Consider the following 18,258-nt stretch of genomic DNA (forward strand, 5'->3'; position numbering starts at 1 on the left):
GAGGTGAGAATCATGCCGCAACATCTCGGCAAGAATATGTTATTTAAATCATTTTTGTGGCTGTATGGAATCGTTTCCCTATACCCCATCCTGTATATGTTGTTTTACTCCTTGAAAAATAATGATGAGATTTTTTTCTCCAATCCGCTAGGGATTCCGTTACATTTTCGCTTCGAAAATTATACGAAAGCTGTTTCGGCTTTTAATGTGGTGGAGCTTTTCAAGAACAGTGTCATCGTTTCAGTGATTTCCATCGCTTTCATTCTGATTCTTTCGCTGGGATTCGCTTATGCAACTGCACGTATAACTTGGCGGTTTCGAGGAGTTGCCTATACGTACCTCATGCTGGGTTTGTTTATTCCTGTTCAAGTTATCATGATCCCATTGGCTATTCTGGTCAAAGATATCGGTTTCGCGAACACGTATTTCTCGCTCATTGTGCCTTACACGGCGTTCAACTTGGCGTTCTCGACGTTGATTTTTTATGGCTTTTTTCGGACGATCCCTGTGGAAATTGAAGAATCGGCCTATATGGATGGCGCTAGCATATATCGGACGTTTGCCCAAATTATTGTTCCATTAGTGAAGCCCTCTATTGCGACAGTTACGATTTTTGCTTTTCTGAATATTTGGAACGAATACCCCATGGCACTTATTCTCGTTACGAATGCCCATTTGAAGACATTGCCGACAGGGCTGATTTCTTTCGTTGGTCAATTTTCGACGGATTGGGGTGCGATGGGGGCTGCCATGGTGCTTTCCAGTTTGCCTACGATTCTCGTATATTTGTTGCTGAGTGAACAGGTGGAAAAAGCTTTGACAGTGGGTTCGGCTGTGAAGGGGTAAACGGTTTCATGGTGAATATATAGAGAGAAGAGTTACGATTGAAAAGGAGTGGTCGGAATGAAATTGAGCTATGAGAGACCTGCTAATGCATGGACAGAAGCGCTCCCCTTGGGCAATAGTCGGTTAGGTGCGATGTTCTTCGGCGGTGTTGAGCAGGAACAGCTTCAGTTGAACGAGGAGTCGTTATGGTCAGGTGCTCCACGAGACTGGCATAATCCACAGGCGATTCAAATCTTGCCAGAAGTGCGGGAGCAGCTAGAGGCAGGTAATTATGCCGAAGCAGATCTGTTGGCCCGAAAAATGATGGGGCCCTATACGCAATCGTATTTGCCTATGGGGCATCTATTCCTTGCGATGGAACATGGGAGCATACATCGAGATTACAACAGATGTCTTGATTTGCAAGATGGCGTCGCTAAGGTGACGTACCGAATAGGCAAGGTTATTTACACACGTGAGATGTTTGTTTCACATCCAGATCAAGTTATCGTGGTTCGTTTGAGCGCAAGTGAACCAGGCATGTTGAATCTGCGTGCAAGCCTTCAAAGTGATTTGCGATTCGACACGACTGCCAGCGAGTCTCAGCTCGTTCTTCAGGGCTACGCGCCGGAGCAGGTTGATCCGAGCTATTACGAAACGAGCCAGCCAATTGTGTATGGCGATCCTGCGACAACGAAGGCGATGCGGTTCGAAGTACGCTTAGCGGCACAGCAGGAGGGCGGAAGCTGTAAGGCTGATGCGAACGGTCTGCATATATATGGAGCAACAAGTGTCACCTTGTTCGTTAGTGCAGCTACAAGCTTTAATGGCCACGACCGAGTGCCGGGGCACGATGGGAAAGATCCTTCTGTTTATACGAAGCAAACGTTGAATAAAGCGCTGCAGTTATCGTGGGCGGATCTTAGAGAGCGACACGTGGAAGACTACAAAAGCTTATTTGATCGTGTTTCGCTGGATCTAGGGGCTTCTCTTACAGCCGAGTCGCTTCCTTCGGAATTGCTGTCCACTGATCAAAGGATAGTGGCTTATGGCGCCACGGATGTTGGACTCGTTCAGCTTTTGTTCCAATATGGACGCTATCTGATGATTACAAGCTCACGGCCAGGATCATTGCCAGCGAACTTACAAGGGATTTGGAATAAAGAAACAAGGCCGCCATGGAGCTCTAATTGGACGCTAAATATCAACGCACAGATGAACTATTGGCCTGTTGAGACCTGCAATTTGGCGGAGTGTCATGAGCCATTGTTGGATTTCATTGGGCATCTGGCTGCGAATGGCCAGGAGACTGCCCGTATTCATTATGGGGCTGATGGATGGGTGGCCCACCATAACACGGATATTTGGTGCCAAACTTCACCGGTTGGCGATTATGGACATGGCGACCCCGTGTGGGCGTTTTGGCCAATGGGTGGGGTTTGGCTGGCGCAGCACCTCTGGGAACACTACGCATTCGGTGGTGATTTAGCCTTTCTGCGGGACAAGGCCTATCCAACTATGAAGGGAGCAGCCCTGTTCTGTTTGGATTGGTTAATCGAGGATGAAGATGGGAAATTAATTACTTCGCCGTCAACGTCACCTGAGCATAAATATGTCGTGGATGGGGTTACATATGGCGTCAGCAAAGCTTCAACCATGGACATGGCGCTAATGTGGGACTTGTTCACGAACTGTATAGAAGCAGCGGCGTTGCTAGAGGACGATACGGACTGGCGTGATCGGCTAGTTGAGGCGAGAAGTCGCTTGCTTCCGATGCAAATTGGTCAGTACGGACAGCTGCAGGAGTGGTCGCAGGACTTCGAGGACGAGGACGTTCACCATCGTCATGTTTCGCATCTGTTTGGTGTGTATCCAGGCAGACAAATTACGGCTGCTGACGAGCCTCGTTTCTTTGAAGCAGCGCGCCAGTCGTTGGAGCGCCGGGGTGACGGCGGAACAGGCTGGAGCTTAGGTTGGAAAATCTCGTTATGGGCTCGTTTTGGAGATGGCAACCGAGCTTTAGGACTAATCGCCAACCTGCTTACACTGGTTGACAGCGACAAGGAGAATTACCATATTGGCGGTGTGTATGCCAACTTATTTGATGCGCATCCGCCATTTCAAATTGATGGGAACTTTGCCGTAACGGCTGGTATTGCTGAGATGCTCATGCAATCTTATCAAGGGTACATTCAGTTCCTGCCGGCTTTGCCGGATGCTTGGGGCACAGGCAGCGTGAAGGGGCTTCGCGCGCGTGGCGGTTTCGAAATCAGCCTGAGCTGGAAGGACCATAGGGTCACCGACGCGACGGTCTTATCCAAGCTTGGCGGGCTCTGCCGAGTGCGTGCCGGTGCGAGTGCTCACTGGCGCGTAGTTGCTGGTGAACAAGGGGAGATACCATTCGTGCTGGAGGATGGTTTGGTGCAGTTCCAGACGGAGAGAGATGGAGCATATCGACTACTTCTTGTGGAGTAGTTGGAATTGTATAGAGTTTAGTCAAATAACCCTTGGAAAGGGTTATTTGGCGTTAGGGCGATATGATCGTGAGTGACAGCTTTGATAGGAGCGAAGATAGTCGGGGGAACAGGTTAAATTGTGAGTAATAGTGGGGGAAGGAATGAATATATCGGAGAAACTAGTTAATTTGAGAGTGGAAGTTGTGATAAGAGTGAAGATAGTCGGGAAAACCAGTTAATTTGTGAGTGACGGTTGTGTTGGGAGTGAAGATAGTCCGGTAAACCGTTTAATTTGTGAGTGACAGTAGTGATAGGAGTGAAGATAGTCGGGAAAACCGGTTAAATTGTGAGTGACAGTTGTGATTGGAGTGAAGATAGTCGGGAAAACCGTTTAAATTGTGAGTGACGGTTGTATTGGAAGTGAAGATAGTCCGGTAAACCGTTTAAATTGTGAGTGACAGCTGCGTTGGGAGTGAAGATAGTCGGGAAAACCAGTTATATTGTGAGTGACAGCTGTGTTGGGAGTGAAGATAGTCGGGAAAACCGTTTAATTTGTGAGTGACAGCTGTGATAGGAGCGAAGAGAGTGTGGAAAACCAGTTAAATTGTGAGTGACAGCTGTGTTAAGCGAACAGCTACTCGGGTACCGGTTAATGGGAGTACTTCGGCCACGCGGCCCAGCCGCAAGTAGAAGAAATCGACATACAGCCATCTCAAGCCCCGCAATCCCAGCCGCAAGTCGAAAGAATCGACTTACAGGCATCTCAAGCCCTGCAATCCCAGCCGCAAGTCGAAAAAATCGACATACAGTCATCTCAAGCCCCGCAAGCCCAGCCGCAAGTCGAGAAAATCGACTTACAGGCATCTCAAGCCCCGCAAGCCCAACCGCAAGTAGAAGAAATCGCCCTGCTTGTCTCCACAAGCCCCGATAAGTAAAAAAATCGCCTTAATATGCTTGTGCGAGGCACTACCTGCCAAACCTGTATGTTAAAACATACAGTTTTTCTACCCCCATCATTCCCCCTAATTTGTCCTGTTTCTTTCCTCGATTTGCCCGTATATTCCCTTCAGTCACCCTCCTGTCAACCTTATACTTATGTGTATAACGCAAGACACGAAGGAGGTGAGGAGCGTATATAGCATTTCAGCTTAGCGCATCAGGCATAAAATCATTCAATTGGAGGTTATTTTCATGAAGAGGACAAAGACACTTGCACTCATGTTAGCGGCAGTAATTATGTTTGCGATTCCATCTCAAAGCTTTGCAGCAAATCCAGTAATGACCGTTAATCTTGGTCAATCAACTGGAGCGCCGCTCCACGGTGCAAACGGTTTTCTGTACGGTTTGAAAGACAGTACCTCACTGAGCGACTCTTTGCTTACAGGCTTAAACAGTCTCGACATGACAGGTCAGATGGCGCCAGACGGGCTCCAACATGCTGGTGGTGACGCCTTCAAGGTGTCGGATCAATGGTTCCGCGCAGGCGGAAAATTTGTACAAATCTATATGCAGGATATCTATAAAGACTGGCCATATCCAACACGTAATATGACAGATTATTTAGCGAAAGTTACGACAATTGCGAACCAAGTTAAAGCTCACAAAGACCGTGCGAAGTTTCTGTACGTGCCTTTCAACGAACCAGATTGGATCTGGTACGGCACTTCAGGAACCAAACTGACAGACTTCAAAAACGATTGGAAAACGGTTTTTCAAAAAATACGCTCTATTGACTCTTCGGCCAAAATTGTCGGACCAAACTTTGAACATTATAACAGTGCAGCGTACCGGGACTTCTATACGTTTGCTAAAGCGAACAATGTCCTTCCAGACTACACAAGCTGGCATGAACTCGATGATACAGTTGACACGTGGTATAACAGCTATAATGATTATCGCAAAATTGAGAGTGACCTCGGCATATCAGCTCGTCCCATTACGATTAATGAGTATGCTAAATCAACCGGTGAGCTCGGTGTTCCAGGGAAATTGCTGCAGTACATGGTTAGATTTGAGAATAGTAAGGTTCATGCGGGACTAGCTTTCTGGCAGCCAGAAGGTAGATTGGATGAGCTCTTAACGGCCAGCTACACCAAATCGGGTGCCTGGTACATGTACCAATGGTACGGAGGATTCACAGGAAATACCATCGCTGTAACACCGCCAACTCAGAATGGTCCAATGCAGGGCGTTGGCTTTTACGATAGTGGGAGAAAGTTGTCTGCTACGATTTTCGGCGGAGGCAGCGGAAGTTTAGATGTGAATTTAACCAATATTCCAGCGGCACTACAGACGAGTGGAAAGACGACGATCGAGGTATGGGGCGTTGATAATTCCAATGGCGGCACTTCATCAGGCACGTATCGCTTATCTAGAGCAGCCTACACGGTTACGAATGGTTCTGTTAAAATCACAGTGAACAATATGAACGCTTCCTCGGCGTATCAAATCGTGATGCTGCCCCAATAAGGCTATCTGAAATCAGGTAGGATGAGCTTCGATTTATTTGAAAAGCGGAAGGACAGAGAGTTTCTCTGGCTTCCGCTTTTTTGCATGATCTTCAGTTCATGGTTCTTCGTTCCATTTACATTAGATCTCGACTTCTTCGCCTCATATACATCCATTACTATAAATCTAAATATCGTCTGTTAATTAAACTACTTCTCTATATTATAATTGGAAACAGTCAGATGAAATTAACCCATGTTGTAACTTGCAGCAGATGAGAAAGAATAAAAGGAGGTTTCAAATTTATCGTAATGGTTAACGTAAAATTGTGTTACAGCCCAGTTATGTAAGCGCATACTTCAAAGGAGGGTAATTAAAAAATGAAAAAAATGTTAGCTCTGTTCTTAGCTTTAACGTTGATGATGACATTGTCCGTGATGTTCGTTCCAACACCTGCAAAGGCGAGTCCAACTGATTTTGTCACAAGAAGCGATCGGTACTTCATGCTAAATGGAGAGAAGTTTTATTATGGCGGCGATAATTTATATTACCTGGGCTTAACACCGGATCAAACGCGAGTAAATAACATATTGGCAGCAGAACAAGCCAAAGGCATTAAAGTAATGAGGATCTGGGCCTTCAACAATCGTCCAGATGATGGCATTCAAACCTCGCTAGGCGTATACAATGAAACGAACTTCAAGCAATTAGACTATGCGTTGTCCCGTGCAAGAGTTTATGGAATTCGTTTAATTATGACGATGGTAAACAATTGGAACGATTATAATGGGATGCAATGGTACGTGGATTCTCGTCTAGGAACGGGGCAGCCACAATATAAATTTTATTCTGATACAGCGGTTAAACAAGATTTTAAAAACTATATCAGTACGATGTTAAACCGCACGAATACGTACACAGGAGTTAAGTACAAGGATGATCCCTACGTATTTGCTTGGGAGCTTGCGAATGAGCCTCGTAACCAGTCCCTTCCAACGAATGATAATGGCGATATGATGCTGAATTGGATTAATGAGATGGGTGCTTACATCAAAGGGATTGATCCCAATCATATGCTGGCCACAGGTGAAGAAGGCTTTAAATATGGCGGTACACAAGGCGGGGAGCCAGATGCCGGCGGGGACAATGTGGATTTTAACCGTGACATTATGAGTCCTTATATTGACTTCGGGACGATCCATGTGTATCCGCAAAACTGGGGAGCACGCGATGATGCATGGGTGAACTATTACCTGACCGACCGTGCGAATATTGCACATAATACCGCACATAAGCCAATGATCGTGGAGGAGTATGGTGTTGAAACAAGTGATGCGGCCTACGGCGGCAGGGATGCGCGATTCACGAACTGGCATAATTATGCGACAGCAGCCGATTACGATGGCATTATGGTATGGCAAATGGAGGATTTCACGAACAGTTCCTTCAGCTTCGATTTCGGTACGAGTTCAGCGACCTTAATACAGAATATGGCTGCGGTTCAAAATAATAAATCGGACAGCACGACTTCTCCGCCTACGCAAGGCATAATCGATCTCTCCAACACATCAACTTCTGGTTCTTCGTTTGGCCGTAATGATACTGATCAGAAGAAGCGGTATGAAACGTTTACAGCAACGAATTTATCCCAAATTACAAGCTTGGATCTACGAATAAAAGCCGACAATGGCGTGCCAAGTAATCTAATTGTGGAATTGTACAATACGAGTAGTAACATGCCAACTGGCTCTCCTTTGGCGTCTGCCCAAGTAGCTGGCTCCTCTATTCCTGCCTCATTTGGTACAGTGAATGTACCTTTAACGTATTCGGGACTAGTCAGTGGGACGAAATATGCCGTTGTGGTTACTCAGGCGACATTATCGAACTCCTCCTTCTATGAGTGGGCAGTGTCAACAGGTAGCAGCAGCACAGAATTCGGCAAATATACGACAACTTGGGTAGATGATTCAGCTGTGGGCGATGGTTCGCTAAAAATCTACGTCTCTGGCACAACGGCTCCAAGTCAAAGCAGCATTGATCTTTCAAATACATCCACCAACGGTTCTTCGTTTGGTCGAAACGATTCGGATCAGAAGCGACGTTATGAAACCTTCACTGCCACGAATTTACCGAAGATAACGAGTGTAGATTTGCGACTCAAAGCAGATGGCGGTGTACCCAGCAATTTGATCGTTGAACTGTACAATACGAGTGGCAATATGCCGACGGGGTCACCACTTGCTTCGATACAGGTTGCAGGAAGTTCGATCCCAGCTTCCTTCGGTACCGTGAATGTTCCCTTGACCTTTAATGGCCTCGTCAGTGGCACAAAGTATGCGGTTGCGGTCAGTCAGGTGACACTGTCTAATACGACTTTTTATGAGTGGGCTGTTGCGACCGGAAGCAGTGCCAATGATTTTGGCAAATACACCACGACGTGGGTAGACGATTCTGCGAGTGGTGACGGTTCAGTTAAAATAAACGTGTCCAATTAATAAACACCTGGAAAAGGCTGTGGTTCTTACACATAGCCTTTTTCAGGTTATGCCTGTGTAACATAGGTGACTAGCGATATTTCTCCTTAAACACAGCCGTTTATTTTGTATAATAAAGTAACAGTCTTACAAGGCGAAAGGAGCTCCACGCGAATGTTCGAACGGCAAATAGGAAATCGTACGCATAGGAATCGAATGTGGATGATGTTAATGAATAGCAGCATGGAGAAGAAGCTCATTTTGGTGTTTATTTTACTGGTCATTATTCCAATCACTGGGATCAGTTACGTCTCCTATCAAAATTATGACAAGTCGATTGAGTCCAATTCCATTGACTATGTAAATGAGTTGTCTGCCCAGTTGATGTCAAAATTAGATGATTACATCGCAGATATGAAAACGATTGCAACCATCCCCTTGTATTCGAGCTGGCCATCGAATGGACTGCAAAATTTATTGGAGGATCCAGAACTCGACCTTCAGAAAGAACGTGAAATCGACGATTACATCCAATTGCTGAGCACGTTTAAAAAGGGCACGGATTCCATTTATATTTTCGATAATTTCGGTAATATTTTCTTTAAAATCAACAATGAAGGTCTGCGTAAGGATATTAAGGAACGTCGAGAAGAGTGGCAGAACTTGGCAAGGAGTTCGAAAGCTCAGCCCGTAGTGTTACTTAGTACGAAAGAAATCTCATCGACTGCGAATTCTAGATATGTGTTTAGCATTATTGAGGATATTAAGAATACCACCACCATGGAGTCGGTTGGCACGATTGTGATTGATACGAATGTGAATGTGATTGAAAAAGAAGTGAAGGGGTTAGACGCTGTAACGAAAGGGAAGACCCTCGTCATCGATGAGCAGAATAATGTGATATTTGACTCGACCAAACAATTGCTAACGAAGAATCTCTCTGACGATCCGGCTGTTCAGAAGGCTGTCGGGAAGCAGGGGGATTTTAAAATAACGATTAATAATGAAACATTTATTTGTACCTATTTGCAATCGGAAGAGACGAATTGGAAAACGATTGTGTATATACCTGTGCATTACTTATCTAAAACAGCGGCAGTAACCAAAAATTTTGCCATCATAGCTACGACCTTAGTCGTCGTACTTGCCTTATGTATCTCGTTCTACTTCTCTAGTGCCATTACCAATCCGCTGCGTAGACTAACCAAATTGATGAAGAAAATACAAGAAGGTGACTGGAATGTCCGGTTTCATGTGACGTACAAGGATGAAGTCGGTGTGCTGGGGAATACCTTCAACACGATGATTAAGCGCATGAAAGAACTGATCGAAGAAATTCATCAAACGAATATTCGAAAGCGAGTGGCGGAGATGGAAGCTTTTCAAAGTCAGATCAACCCGCATTTCATCTATAATACGCTGGAGACGATCCGCATGACAGCCTTACTCAACGATGATAGTGAGGTATCGGATATGATCTATGTTTTAGGTAATATGATGGGCTATAGCATCAATCGAGGTAATGAAATGGTCACTATTCGGGAGGAAATCGAGCACTTAGGGCATTATATGCAGCTCCAAAATTACCGCTTTGACAATAAATTCGATTTTCAAGTCACGATTCCCGAGAGTGTTTACACGTTTCGGATGATCAAATTAATTTTTCAACCGATTGTGGAAAATGCCATCTTTCACGGCTTGGAAAAGAAAAAGAGTGATTGCCGCATTTCGGTTTCGGCCACCTTGGATCAGGGAACAGCTGTCTTCGTCGTTGCAGATAACGGCATAGGGATGGATGAATTGACCTTGCAGCGGCTCCGCAGGCAAATTAATGAGGATCATTATGATCAGGTTTCGAAGCATAAAATCGGCTTAAGGAACGTTCATCAACGGATCAAGCTTCAGTATGGGCCTGCCTATGGCCTTGTGATCAACAGCCAACAGCAGGTGGGGACCACCGTTACATTTTCGCTGCCAATTGGACTATTAGAGGAGGGCTACAGAGATGAAGATAGCCATCGTGGATGATGAATCAAAAATTCGGTTAGGGTTGGCCAAAATGATTGAGCAAGCGAGCCCGCATTATAACATAAACGGTAGTTACTCTGATGGAGACGAGGCGCTGCGCGAACTGAAAACGAACATGGTAGATGTGCTGATTACGGATATTCGAATGCCTTCGATGGATGGACTGCAGTTGATTGAGCACCTTCGGGGGTTGAATCCTGATCTCAGAATCATTATTTTAAGTGGTTTCCGTGACTTTGATTACGCGCGAACGGCTTTGCGAAGCGGGGTTGAAGACTATTTGATGAAGCCAGTCAATCGGGAAGAACTGTATCGATTACTGGAGAAATTGGCGAAAAGTTTGCCACAATCCCTCGTATCAGGCGCTGAGCAGACCGGCCAGAGTCGCATTGTCTCCCTTATTGTGAAGGAGATTGAAGAAACGTATTATCAAGAATTTGATTTGGCGTCATTTTCGGATAAAGCGGGTCTTAATCCGAATTACATCCGACAATTATTCAAGCAGCACCGTGGACAATCCATTACAGACTTTGTCATGCATTTTCGTGTGGAGAAAGCCAAAGAGTTACTGAAATACAACCTAGAGCTCAAAATATACGAAGTCGGTGAGCATGTCGGCTATCTGGATTCGGTATATTTCAACCGTTTATTTAAGAAGATCGTTGGCATGACGCCAAAGGAATATAAGGAAAGCATTCGTTTGATTTAAAAACTTCATTGAAGACTATAAATATGAATCGGGTTACTTTTGACGATCGTTCCAATTTTTTATAATTAAATTGCAAGCGATTACAAGACAACTACATACACGAAGGGGAAATGAAAATGAAAAAATGGTTAACACATTCCATGGGACTTGTTATGGTCATGTCCGTGTTCGCAGGTTGCTCTTCGAAGACGGAAACAGCAGCAACGGTTTCTCCAGCTGCACAAAGTACGGCAGCTGCGACAACGACTGCGGCACAAGCTACGACAAAACCCGAAGATAAGATCAGCGGGAAAATTACCTTTCTCAATCACCGCACAGATATTGCCGAAACCAAGATGAAAGACTACATCGCCGCTTTCAAAAAGCTGTATCCAAACGCAGATGTAGAGAATGAAGCCGTCAAAGACGAGAGCAATATCGTCAAGGTTCGCGCCGCATCACAGCAGCTGCCTGACGTAGTCTTCGTGGGTGGAGATGCCATGAAGCCGCAGAATTATCCAGACTATTTTGTCCCACTCGATGATCTTGGTCTGAATGGTAAAGTGTACTTCGAGGACTCATTTAAGGTGAATGGCAAATTGTACGGCATATCGAGCGGAGGGTCCATCACAGGGGTATTGTATAACAAAAAGGCTTTCGAAAGCGCTGGAATTACCTCCGTTCCCAAAACATTAGATGAGTTCTATGCGGATTGTGAAAAGCTAAAGAGTAAGGGGATTGTCCCTGTTGCGACGAATTTCAAGGATAAGTGGCCTTTATCCCAATATGAAGTTTTGGCCCAATCGATTGCTGGTGATGCCTTAATTATGGATAAATTGGCTGTATCGGATGCGCCCTTTACGTTAGATTCTTCCTATGGCAAAGCGTTAACGATTCTTCGGACTTTAGCGGATAAAAAATATACGGAAAGCGACCTCTTCTCGACAAATTGGGAGGCTTCCAAGAAAGATTTGGCTACAGGTAAATTTGCAATGGCAGTTCTAGGCAACTGGGCGATTCCTCAAATTATTGAGAATGGGGCTCAACCAGATGATATCGGATTTTTCCCAATGCCCGTCGATAACAACGGTACTTTGGTGAGTCCAATTGGATCCGATGCGGCATTAGTCGTTAGTAAAACAAGTAAAAATATCGAAACAGCGAAAGCGTTTGTGAAATTCTTTATTGAGCAATCCGGTTATGCGAACGATTCCGGCTTCGTGCCTCCGATCAAATCCGAACAGCCGAAACTGAAGCAATTAGCAGATTTTATGAACGGCACGAAAATGCTGGAAAGCTCGCCGACCAAAGATTACACGAATCAGGTTTCGAATAAGGCGCAATTTGCATTCCCGGATTTAGCCCAAGAGTTCATGACAACCAAAGATCAACAATCGGTCCTCGATAAATTCAATAAGAAGTGGGCTGCTGCGCGTAAAACAGTTACACAATAATCCTTACATGTTAGCGGGGGAGCAATCATCACGACGTTGACGGACCTCCCCCTTATTCCGAATGACAGAAGGTGAGGCGCATGAGCCTTAGCTATAAAGCTCAGAAAAAGATCATTTTAATTACATTTATGCTGATTCCACTTGCGCTCCTGCTCACATTTTCGTACTACCCTGCCTTGGATCTTGTTTACTTGAGTATGACATCATGGGATGGCGTAAGTCCTACGAAGCTTTGGGTTGGCTTTCAAAATTATACCGAACTATTCTCGGACCCGATGATTTTCAGCATTTTTGCTCATAATTTAGCTTATGTGGCAGCTGGAATCGTGCAAGTTAGTCTAGCCTTATTTTTTGCAGTGCTCTTGAACACAAAGTTAAAAGGGAGAAATATATTTAAAGTTATTATTTTTCTGCCTTTTATAATGAATAGTGTGGCTGTCTCGTATATGTTCGGCTATTTGTATGATCCAGCAAGCGGCGCGCTCAATCTTGTCTTGGGGCATTTGGGCTTGTCCGATAAAGTGAATTGGCTAGGAAATCCGCATCTGGTGAACTTCTCCCTGGGTTTCATTAACATATGGCGGTTTACTGGATTTAATATGGTTATTTTCTTGGGTGCCCTGCAATCCATACCGAAGGAACTGTATGAAGCAGCGCAAATTGACGGGGCAAGCGCGATGCAGACATTTAGACGTATTACTTTTCCAAGTATCGTATCGATCATTGAGGTGAATATGTTTCTTACAATTACCGGTGCAATGGAAGTATTCGAGCTTCCCTTTATTTTGACCAAGGGCGGACCGATCGGTTCAAGTGATACGTTTGTAACGAAAACGATTGAGATTGCCTTTACTTTCGGTAATTTCGGCTTAGCGTCAGCAATGGGCGTTGTGCTTCTTCTGATGGTAGGTATCATTGTTACACTTCAGAAAAAAATCATTTTGCGTGGGGGCGATTAGGATGCGCGAAGCAACTAGAGCGCTGGTGGATCCTGTCTCGTTGAACAACTCGATGGGGAGGAAGTTCATTCCCTCGAACTTTATCGTTAATTTCGTCAAATATGCCATTCTATCTATCGCAACGATATTCGTACTATTTCCACCCTTTATCATTGTGATTAATGCTTTCAAAAGTAATGAGGAATATGCCAAATCGGGGTTGTTCGATTTGCCTCACAGCTTTATGAATTGGGACAATTTCTTGGTTGTTCTGCAGGTAGGGCGGATGGGCCAGGCATTTGTTAACATCGGTATCGTCATTGTGATGGCTGTCGTGTGTAACGTGATGCTTGGCACGATGATGGCATATGCATTGGGCCGATATGAGTTTCGATTGAAGAAGATGGTAATAGGGCTCTACGCGGTTGCAGTACTCATTCCCAGCATCACAACCCAGGTTGCCACGTTCTCGATCATTAAACATTTAGGTTTGTTTAATACGTATTATGCACCAGTTTTACTTTACAGCGGTACCGATTTGGTTCAACTTTTTTTATATTTACAGTTTATCCGCAACATTCCGTACGAGATTGACGAATCCGCCATGCTGGCTGGGGCTTCTCTGTTTCGGATTTACCGTGCAATCATCTTTCCGCTCTTAGCACCAGCAACAGCGACTTTGGTTATTTTGAAAACGATCGGTATTTATAACGATATGTACACGCCTTATTTATATATGCCTGCGCAGCATCTAGGCGTCGTATCGACCACGCTGATGAAATTTTCAGGAACACATAGCGCAGAGTGGAATAGCATTAGTGCCGGTATTCTAATTGTTCTGATCCCTACGGTAGTGCTGTATTTATTTCTGCAAAAGTATATATTCGCCGGCATCATGAATGGTTCCATCAAGTGAGTGTGCAGGGGAGTGGAGGGGTGAAAACGAAGAGCTTGCATTTTGACGATATTATTCAGGTTTCAACATCGGCCGATCAGTGGAAAGTAAATAAAAGCGATCCTGTTGGAGGATGGTTTATCGAGTGTGAACGTATTGCTTCACGATTCATGGAAAGGATCGGTCCCATTTGCCTAGAAAAAGCAGTGAGATGGTTGTCCTTATCCAGAATTGATCCGTACTGGATGGAACCGTACGTTGGTGCAACTGGGGAAGCTATTCCCGCCGATACCCAGCTGCTGCTTTGGGAGCGGAGTGATGGGCTGTATGGTGTCATCCTGCCGCTCGTTTGCGCAGATTGCCGTACAACACTAGCGTCTGATGAACATGGCATCCACCTTAGGATAAAGGGCGAACTGCCCGCAAGTGACGAAGCAACGGTGGCTCTCGCCTACATCGGTTATGGCGCGGATTATGCTGCCTTGGTTGAGAAAGCCATGCATGCTGCGGCTGCTCGTGTGAAGACATTTCGACTCCGCGAGGCGAAGAGCGCCCCTCCTTTTCTCCAGGGACTCGGCTGGTGCACATGGGATGCTTTTTATCATGAAGTCGATGAAGCGAAGCTGCTTGAAGGTTTGGAAAGCTTTAAAACTGGAGGGGTAATCCCCCAATTTATCATCTTAGATGATGGGGCATGGGATACGGAAGGCGATTGGATATCTGATTTTTCCATTAATGCGAGTAAATTTCCTAGTGGGCTAGGTCCGTTTATTCAGAAAGTTAAACAGTGTTACGGTGTGACATGGTTTGGGATATGGCATGCGTTTCAAGGATATTGGGCAGGGATTCAGCCCGAGGGTGCGCTAGCCCGTAGATTTGCTTGGTTCCATAATCGGGCCGTTATTCGGCCGTGGGCACCTGAAGAAGTTGATCTTTATCTCGTAGAGCCCGAGGAAGCTCCTCGCTTATATAACGAGTTGTACCAGTTTCTGGCGGAGGTTGGTGTCGATATGGTCAAGGTCGATGGCCAGTCGGCACTTGAGCTTTTTGCCCATGGCAAGCGAAATGTGGTCAGCACGATGAGAGCTTATCAGGAAGCGATGCAGTCGGCAGCACAACGCTATTTCGACGGCAACCTGATCCATAGTATGTGTCACGGATCTGATATCCCGTTTCATATGAATTCTTCCCTTGTATGGCGAAATTCACAGGATTATTTCCCAACCAAGGGCATGGCCGATCAACAGAAACACATCTATGTCAATGCGATGAACAATATTTGGTCTTCTACCTTTGCGATTCCCGATTGGGACATGTTTCAGACCCATCAAGAAGGGGCTGCTTTTCATGCTGCGGCTAGGTCAATATCTGGGGGGCCTATATATGTGTGTGATAAGCCAGGTCAGCAAAATTTTGATCTTTTGCAGAAGTTAACGATCTCAGGCGGGGTTGTGCTGCGCTGTGAAAGCCCAGCTTTGCCTACGGCGGACTGTGTTTTAGTTAATTGCTTGGGATTCCCGCAGATACTAAAAGTGAGGAATTACGCAGGCGTAAGTGGACTGTTGGGTCTCTTTCATTGTTTCAAAGGTGGTGGTCGGTTGTCCACTTCGATCAGCTCAAGAGCTATCCCAGGTTTAACAGGGGAACGCTTCGCTGTTTATTGTAATCGTCAACAGATGCTTCGCATCGTCGCTGCGGAAGAAGAGCTTCAACTTACGCTCGATACCGCGGAATATGAACTCGTCTCATTCACGCCAATTCAGCGAGGTTTTGCACCGATCGGAATTACGGACAAGTTTAATCATGCGGGAAGCATTGCCGAATGGGAAGTCACAGAGAATGGACATAAGGTTTTCGTGAAAGATGGCGGTGCTGTGATTCTTATGTACTGTGAAACGATCCCTCAGGAAGTACGGATCGACGGTTGCGGAACCGATTTTACCTACGACGAAGTGCACGGAATCTTGCATATTTCGGCGCCTATTGGCAATGCAGTTGTCATAGAAGTGCTCCTTACGAAGTAAGGTTAAATAGAACAGGAAGGGGGGCAGAGAACGTGCCAACATCGAAAATTAACGAGCCCAATTCGGAGAAAAAGTTGCGTTGGAAAATTGGGAATGAAGCAGGTATTGTCTGGGACATTCAACGAGATGACCTGGCTCACCAAGATCATGTTGAAATGAGCGGCAAAGAGATCTCCCTCATTGTGACGTATGGCATAGATTCGCAAGGCGGTATTATTTTAAAACGGAAAGTCGTTTGGCCTGGTTTGCGCACGATTCCGAATGATACCCATGCTAGCTTAATGGAGGAATTTGGGCAGGAGCTTTTGCCTAGAATGTCTGTAAGCGGTCAGGTTATCCATGAAAAAGTGTTTAAGATCTCGTTTGATGGCATGCTTCGGATATCGTCTGTTTCGGATCAGGGGATCATGATAGAGAGAACGATATTCCCCTCGAGAGACAACCCCTATGCGTTAGAACGTATACAGGTGGAGAACATGACAGATGCTGCCATGGAGATCGAGATGGAGCAGATAGCAATCCAGCAGTATCGACGAGGCACGAAAGGGGTTTATATCGTTGAAGCGGGACATGATGCCCCATCATCTGTGATGCTGCAAGCAGGTGAATCGATTACCTACATGTGTTGGATGTGTGCTTCGACGTTACAGGCACCTAAAGTGAGTGTGGACCTTGTTTCAGAGGAAAGGATGCGGCGGCAATTCTTACGTGAGCTCGGTTCGTCTTTGCGGCTTGAATCCCCAGAGCCCCATTTGGATAGAATGTTTGATTTGGCCAAAATCCGCGCGGCGGAGAGTATTTTTCGCACCAAAGGCGGTTTGATGCACAGCCCTGGAGGCGGTTCGTATTATGTTGCGGTTTGGACGAATGATCAAGCGGAGTATGCAGGGCCATTTTTTCCATTTTTGGGAGATCACGATGCAATGGCAGCATCCATGAATGCTTATCGTCTTTACATGCCTTTCATGGGGCCTGACTTCCGCGCCATTCCTTCTTCAATCATCGCAGAAGGTGTGGATATCTGGGAAGGAGCGGGGGATCGTGGGGATGCAGCGATGTATGCCTATGGCGCAGCGCGATTTGCGCTCGCTAGCGGCAGCCTGAGCATAGCCGAGGAGCTGTGGCCCGCGATTGAATGGTGCTTGGCGTTTTGCAGAAAGAAGCTCACATCGAGTGGTGTTATTGCATCCGACTCCGATGAGCTAGAGAATCGATTTCCGAGTGGGGACGCCAATCTGTTCACTTCATCGCTCGCCTATGGCGCGTTGATTTCTTCGGCACAACTGGCAAGAGAATTGGCAAAGCCAACAATCGCTTCTGGTTTAGAGGAAGAAGCGGGCAGGCTTCGACAAGCAATTGAAGCGCATTTTGGCGCAACCGTCGAGGGGTATGAGACCTATCGGTACTATGAAGGGAACGACATTCTGCGTTCGTGGATCTGTGTGCCGCTGACGATGAATATCTTGGATCGCAAGGACCAAACGATTTCTGCTTTGCTATCTTCACGATTATGGGTAAACGGTGGACTCGTCACACAGGCAGGAGAAACTACCTACTGGGATCGATCGACTTTGTATGCGCTGCGAGGAATTCTGTATGCTGGAGAAACGGAGCAAGGCATCACGCGACTCCTCGAATATTCCCGTAATAGGCTGCTAGGCGAGCATGTTCCTTACGCAGTGGAAGCTTTCCCCGAAGGCAATCAACGGCATCTTTCTGCAGAAAGTGCGTTATATGCCCGAGTAATTATCGAGGGATTATTTGGCATTGTCCCGACGGGACTTAATTCTTTTACGTGCTGCCCGCGACTGCCTGATGATTGGGAGACGATGTCGCTTCGTGCAATCCGAGCTTTCGGTTCTTGTTTCGATCTCATCGTTTCACGATGTTCCGACGGCATAAATGTGGAGTGTGTGACACCTGATCAAAAGATAAGTGTTGATTGGGATCAGCAAAGCCCGCTAACGATCCATATAATGTGACATCAAACTCCCCACTCCGCTAAAAATTTGCTATTATCTATAGGGA

At 45.8% G+C, this 18,258-nt stretch carries 11 protein-coding genes; all 11 read left to right on the forward strand.

From position 1 onward, the window contains the following. Positions 1 to 12 precede the first annotated feature (12 nt). The 11 genes from A8709_RS11110 to A8709_RS11160 all read left to right on the forward strand — a co-directional run bounded on the left by A8709_RS11110 (position 13) and on the right by A8709_RS11160 (position 18,212). On the forward strand, positions 13 to 846 hold the full coding sequence (locus A8709_RS11110) for a carbohydrate ABC transporter permease (RefSeq protein WP_065852409.1): 834 nt from the start codon (positions 13 to 15) through the stop codon (positions 844 to 846). Positions 847 to 903: 57 nt separating this feature from the next. Further along, complete coding sequence (locus tag A8709_RS11115) at positions 904 to 3,300, forward strand: glycoside hydrolase family 95 protein (RefSeq protein ID WP_065852410.1); 2,397 nt, start codon at positions 904 to 906, stop codon at positions 3,298 to 3,300. A gap of 1,172 nt (positions 3,301 to 4,472) precedes the next feature. Further along, positions 4,473 to 5,750 carry a hypothetical protein gene (locus A8709_RS11120; protein ID WP_065852411.1) on the forward strand — a complete coding sequence of 426 codons (1,278 nt, stop codon included), beginning with the start codon at positions 4,473 to 4,475 and terminating at the stop codon, positions 5,748 to 5,750. 359 nt (positions 5,751 to 6,109) lie between these two features. Then, entirely contained in the window at positions 6,110 to 8,224 is a 2,115-nt protein-coding gene (locus A8709_RS11125) for a glycoside hydrolase 5 family protein (RefSeq protein WP_065852412.1), read from the forward strand. Positions 8,225 to 8,377: 153 nt separating this feature from the next. Further along, a complete protein-coding gene (locus A8709_RS11130) occupies positions 8,378 to 10,231 on the forward strand; it encodes a sensor histidine kinase (protein ID WP_065852413.1) in 1,854 nt (617 codons plus the stop codon). Next, on the forward strand, positions 10,209 to 10,940 hold the full coding sequence (locus tag A8709_RS11135) for a response regulator transcription factor (protein ID WP_065852414.1): 732 nt from the start codon (positions 10,209 to 10,211) through the stop codon (positions 10,938 to 10,940). Before A8709_RS11130 ends, A8709_RS11135 begins: the two co-directional genes overlap by 23 nt. 116 nt (positions 10,941 to 11,056) lie before the next feature. After that, positions 11,057 to 12,373: an ABC transporter substrate-binding protein gene (locus A8709_RS11140; protein ID WP_167357056.1), complete on the forward strand. Its 1,317-nt coding sequence runs from the start codon at positions 11,057 to 11,059 to the stop codon at positions 12,371 to 12,373. A gap of 80 nt (positions 12,374 to 12,453) precedes the next feature. Then, positions 12,454 to 13,332 (forward strand): carbohydrate ABC transporter permease, encoded by an 879-nt coding sequence (locus tag A8709_RS11145; protein WP_065852416.1) that lies wholly within the window; start codon positions 12,454 to 12,456, stop codon positions 13,330 to 13,332. Positions 13,333 to 13,384: 52 nt separating this feature from the next. Next, positions 13,385 to 14,227, forward strand: a complete 843-nt coding sequence (locus tag A8709_RS11150) for a carbohydrate ABC transporter permease (protein WP_065852657.1) — start codon at positions 13,385 to 13,387, stop codon at positions 14,225 to 14,227. Positions 14,228 to 14,247: 20 nt separating this feature from the next. Continuing rightward, positions 14,248 to 16,230 carry a Sip1-related alpha-galactosidase gene (locus A8709_RS11155; protein WP_065852417.1) on the forward strand — a complete coding sequence of 661 codons (1,983 nt, stop codon included), beginning with the start codon at positions 14,248 to 14,250 and terminating at the stop codon, positions 16,228 to 16,230. 32 nt (positions 16,231 to 16,262) lie between these two features. After that, positions 16,263 to 18,212, forward strand: coding sequence for a glucosidase family protein (locus A8709_RS11160; RefSeq protein ID WP_065852418.1), 1,950 nt, complete (start codon positions 16,263 to 16,265; stop codon positions 18,210 to 18,212). The last annotated feature ends 46 nt before the right edge of the window (positions 18,213 to 18,258 follow it).

It is taken from the genome of Paenibacillus pectinilyticus (assembly GCF_001700435.1).
GTDB classification, from domain to species: Bacteria; Bacillota; Bacilli; order Paenibacillales; family NBRC-103111; genus Paenibacillus_E; species Paenibacillus_E pectinilyticus.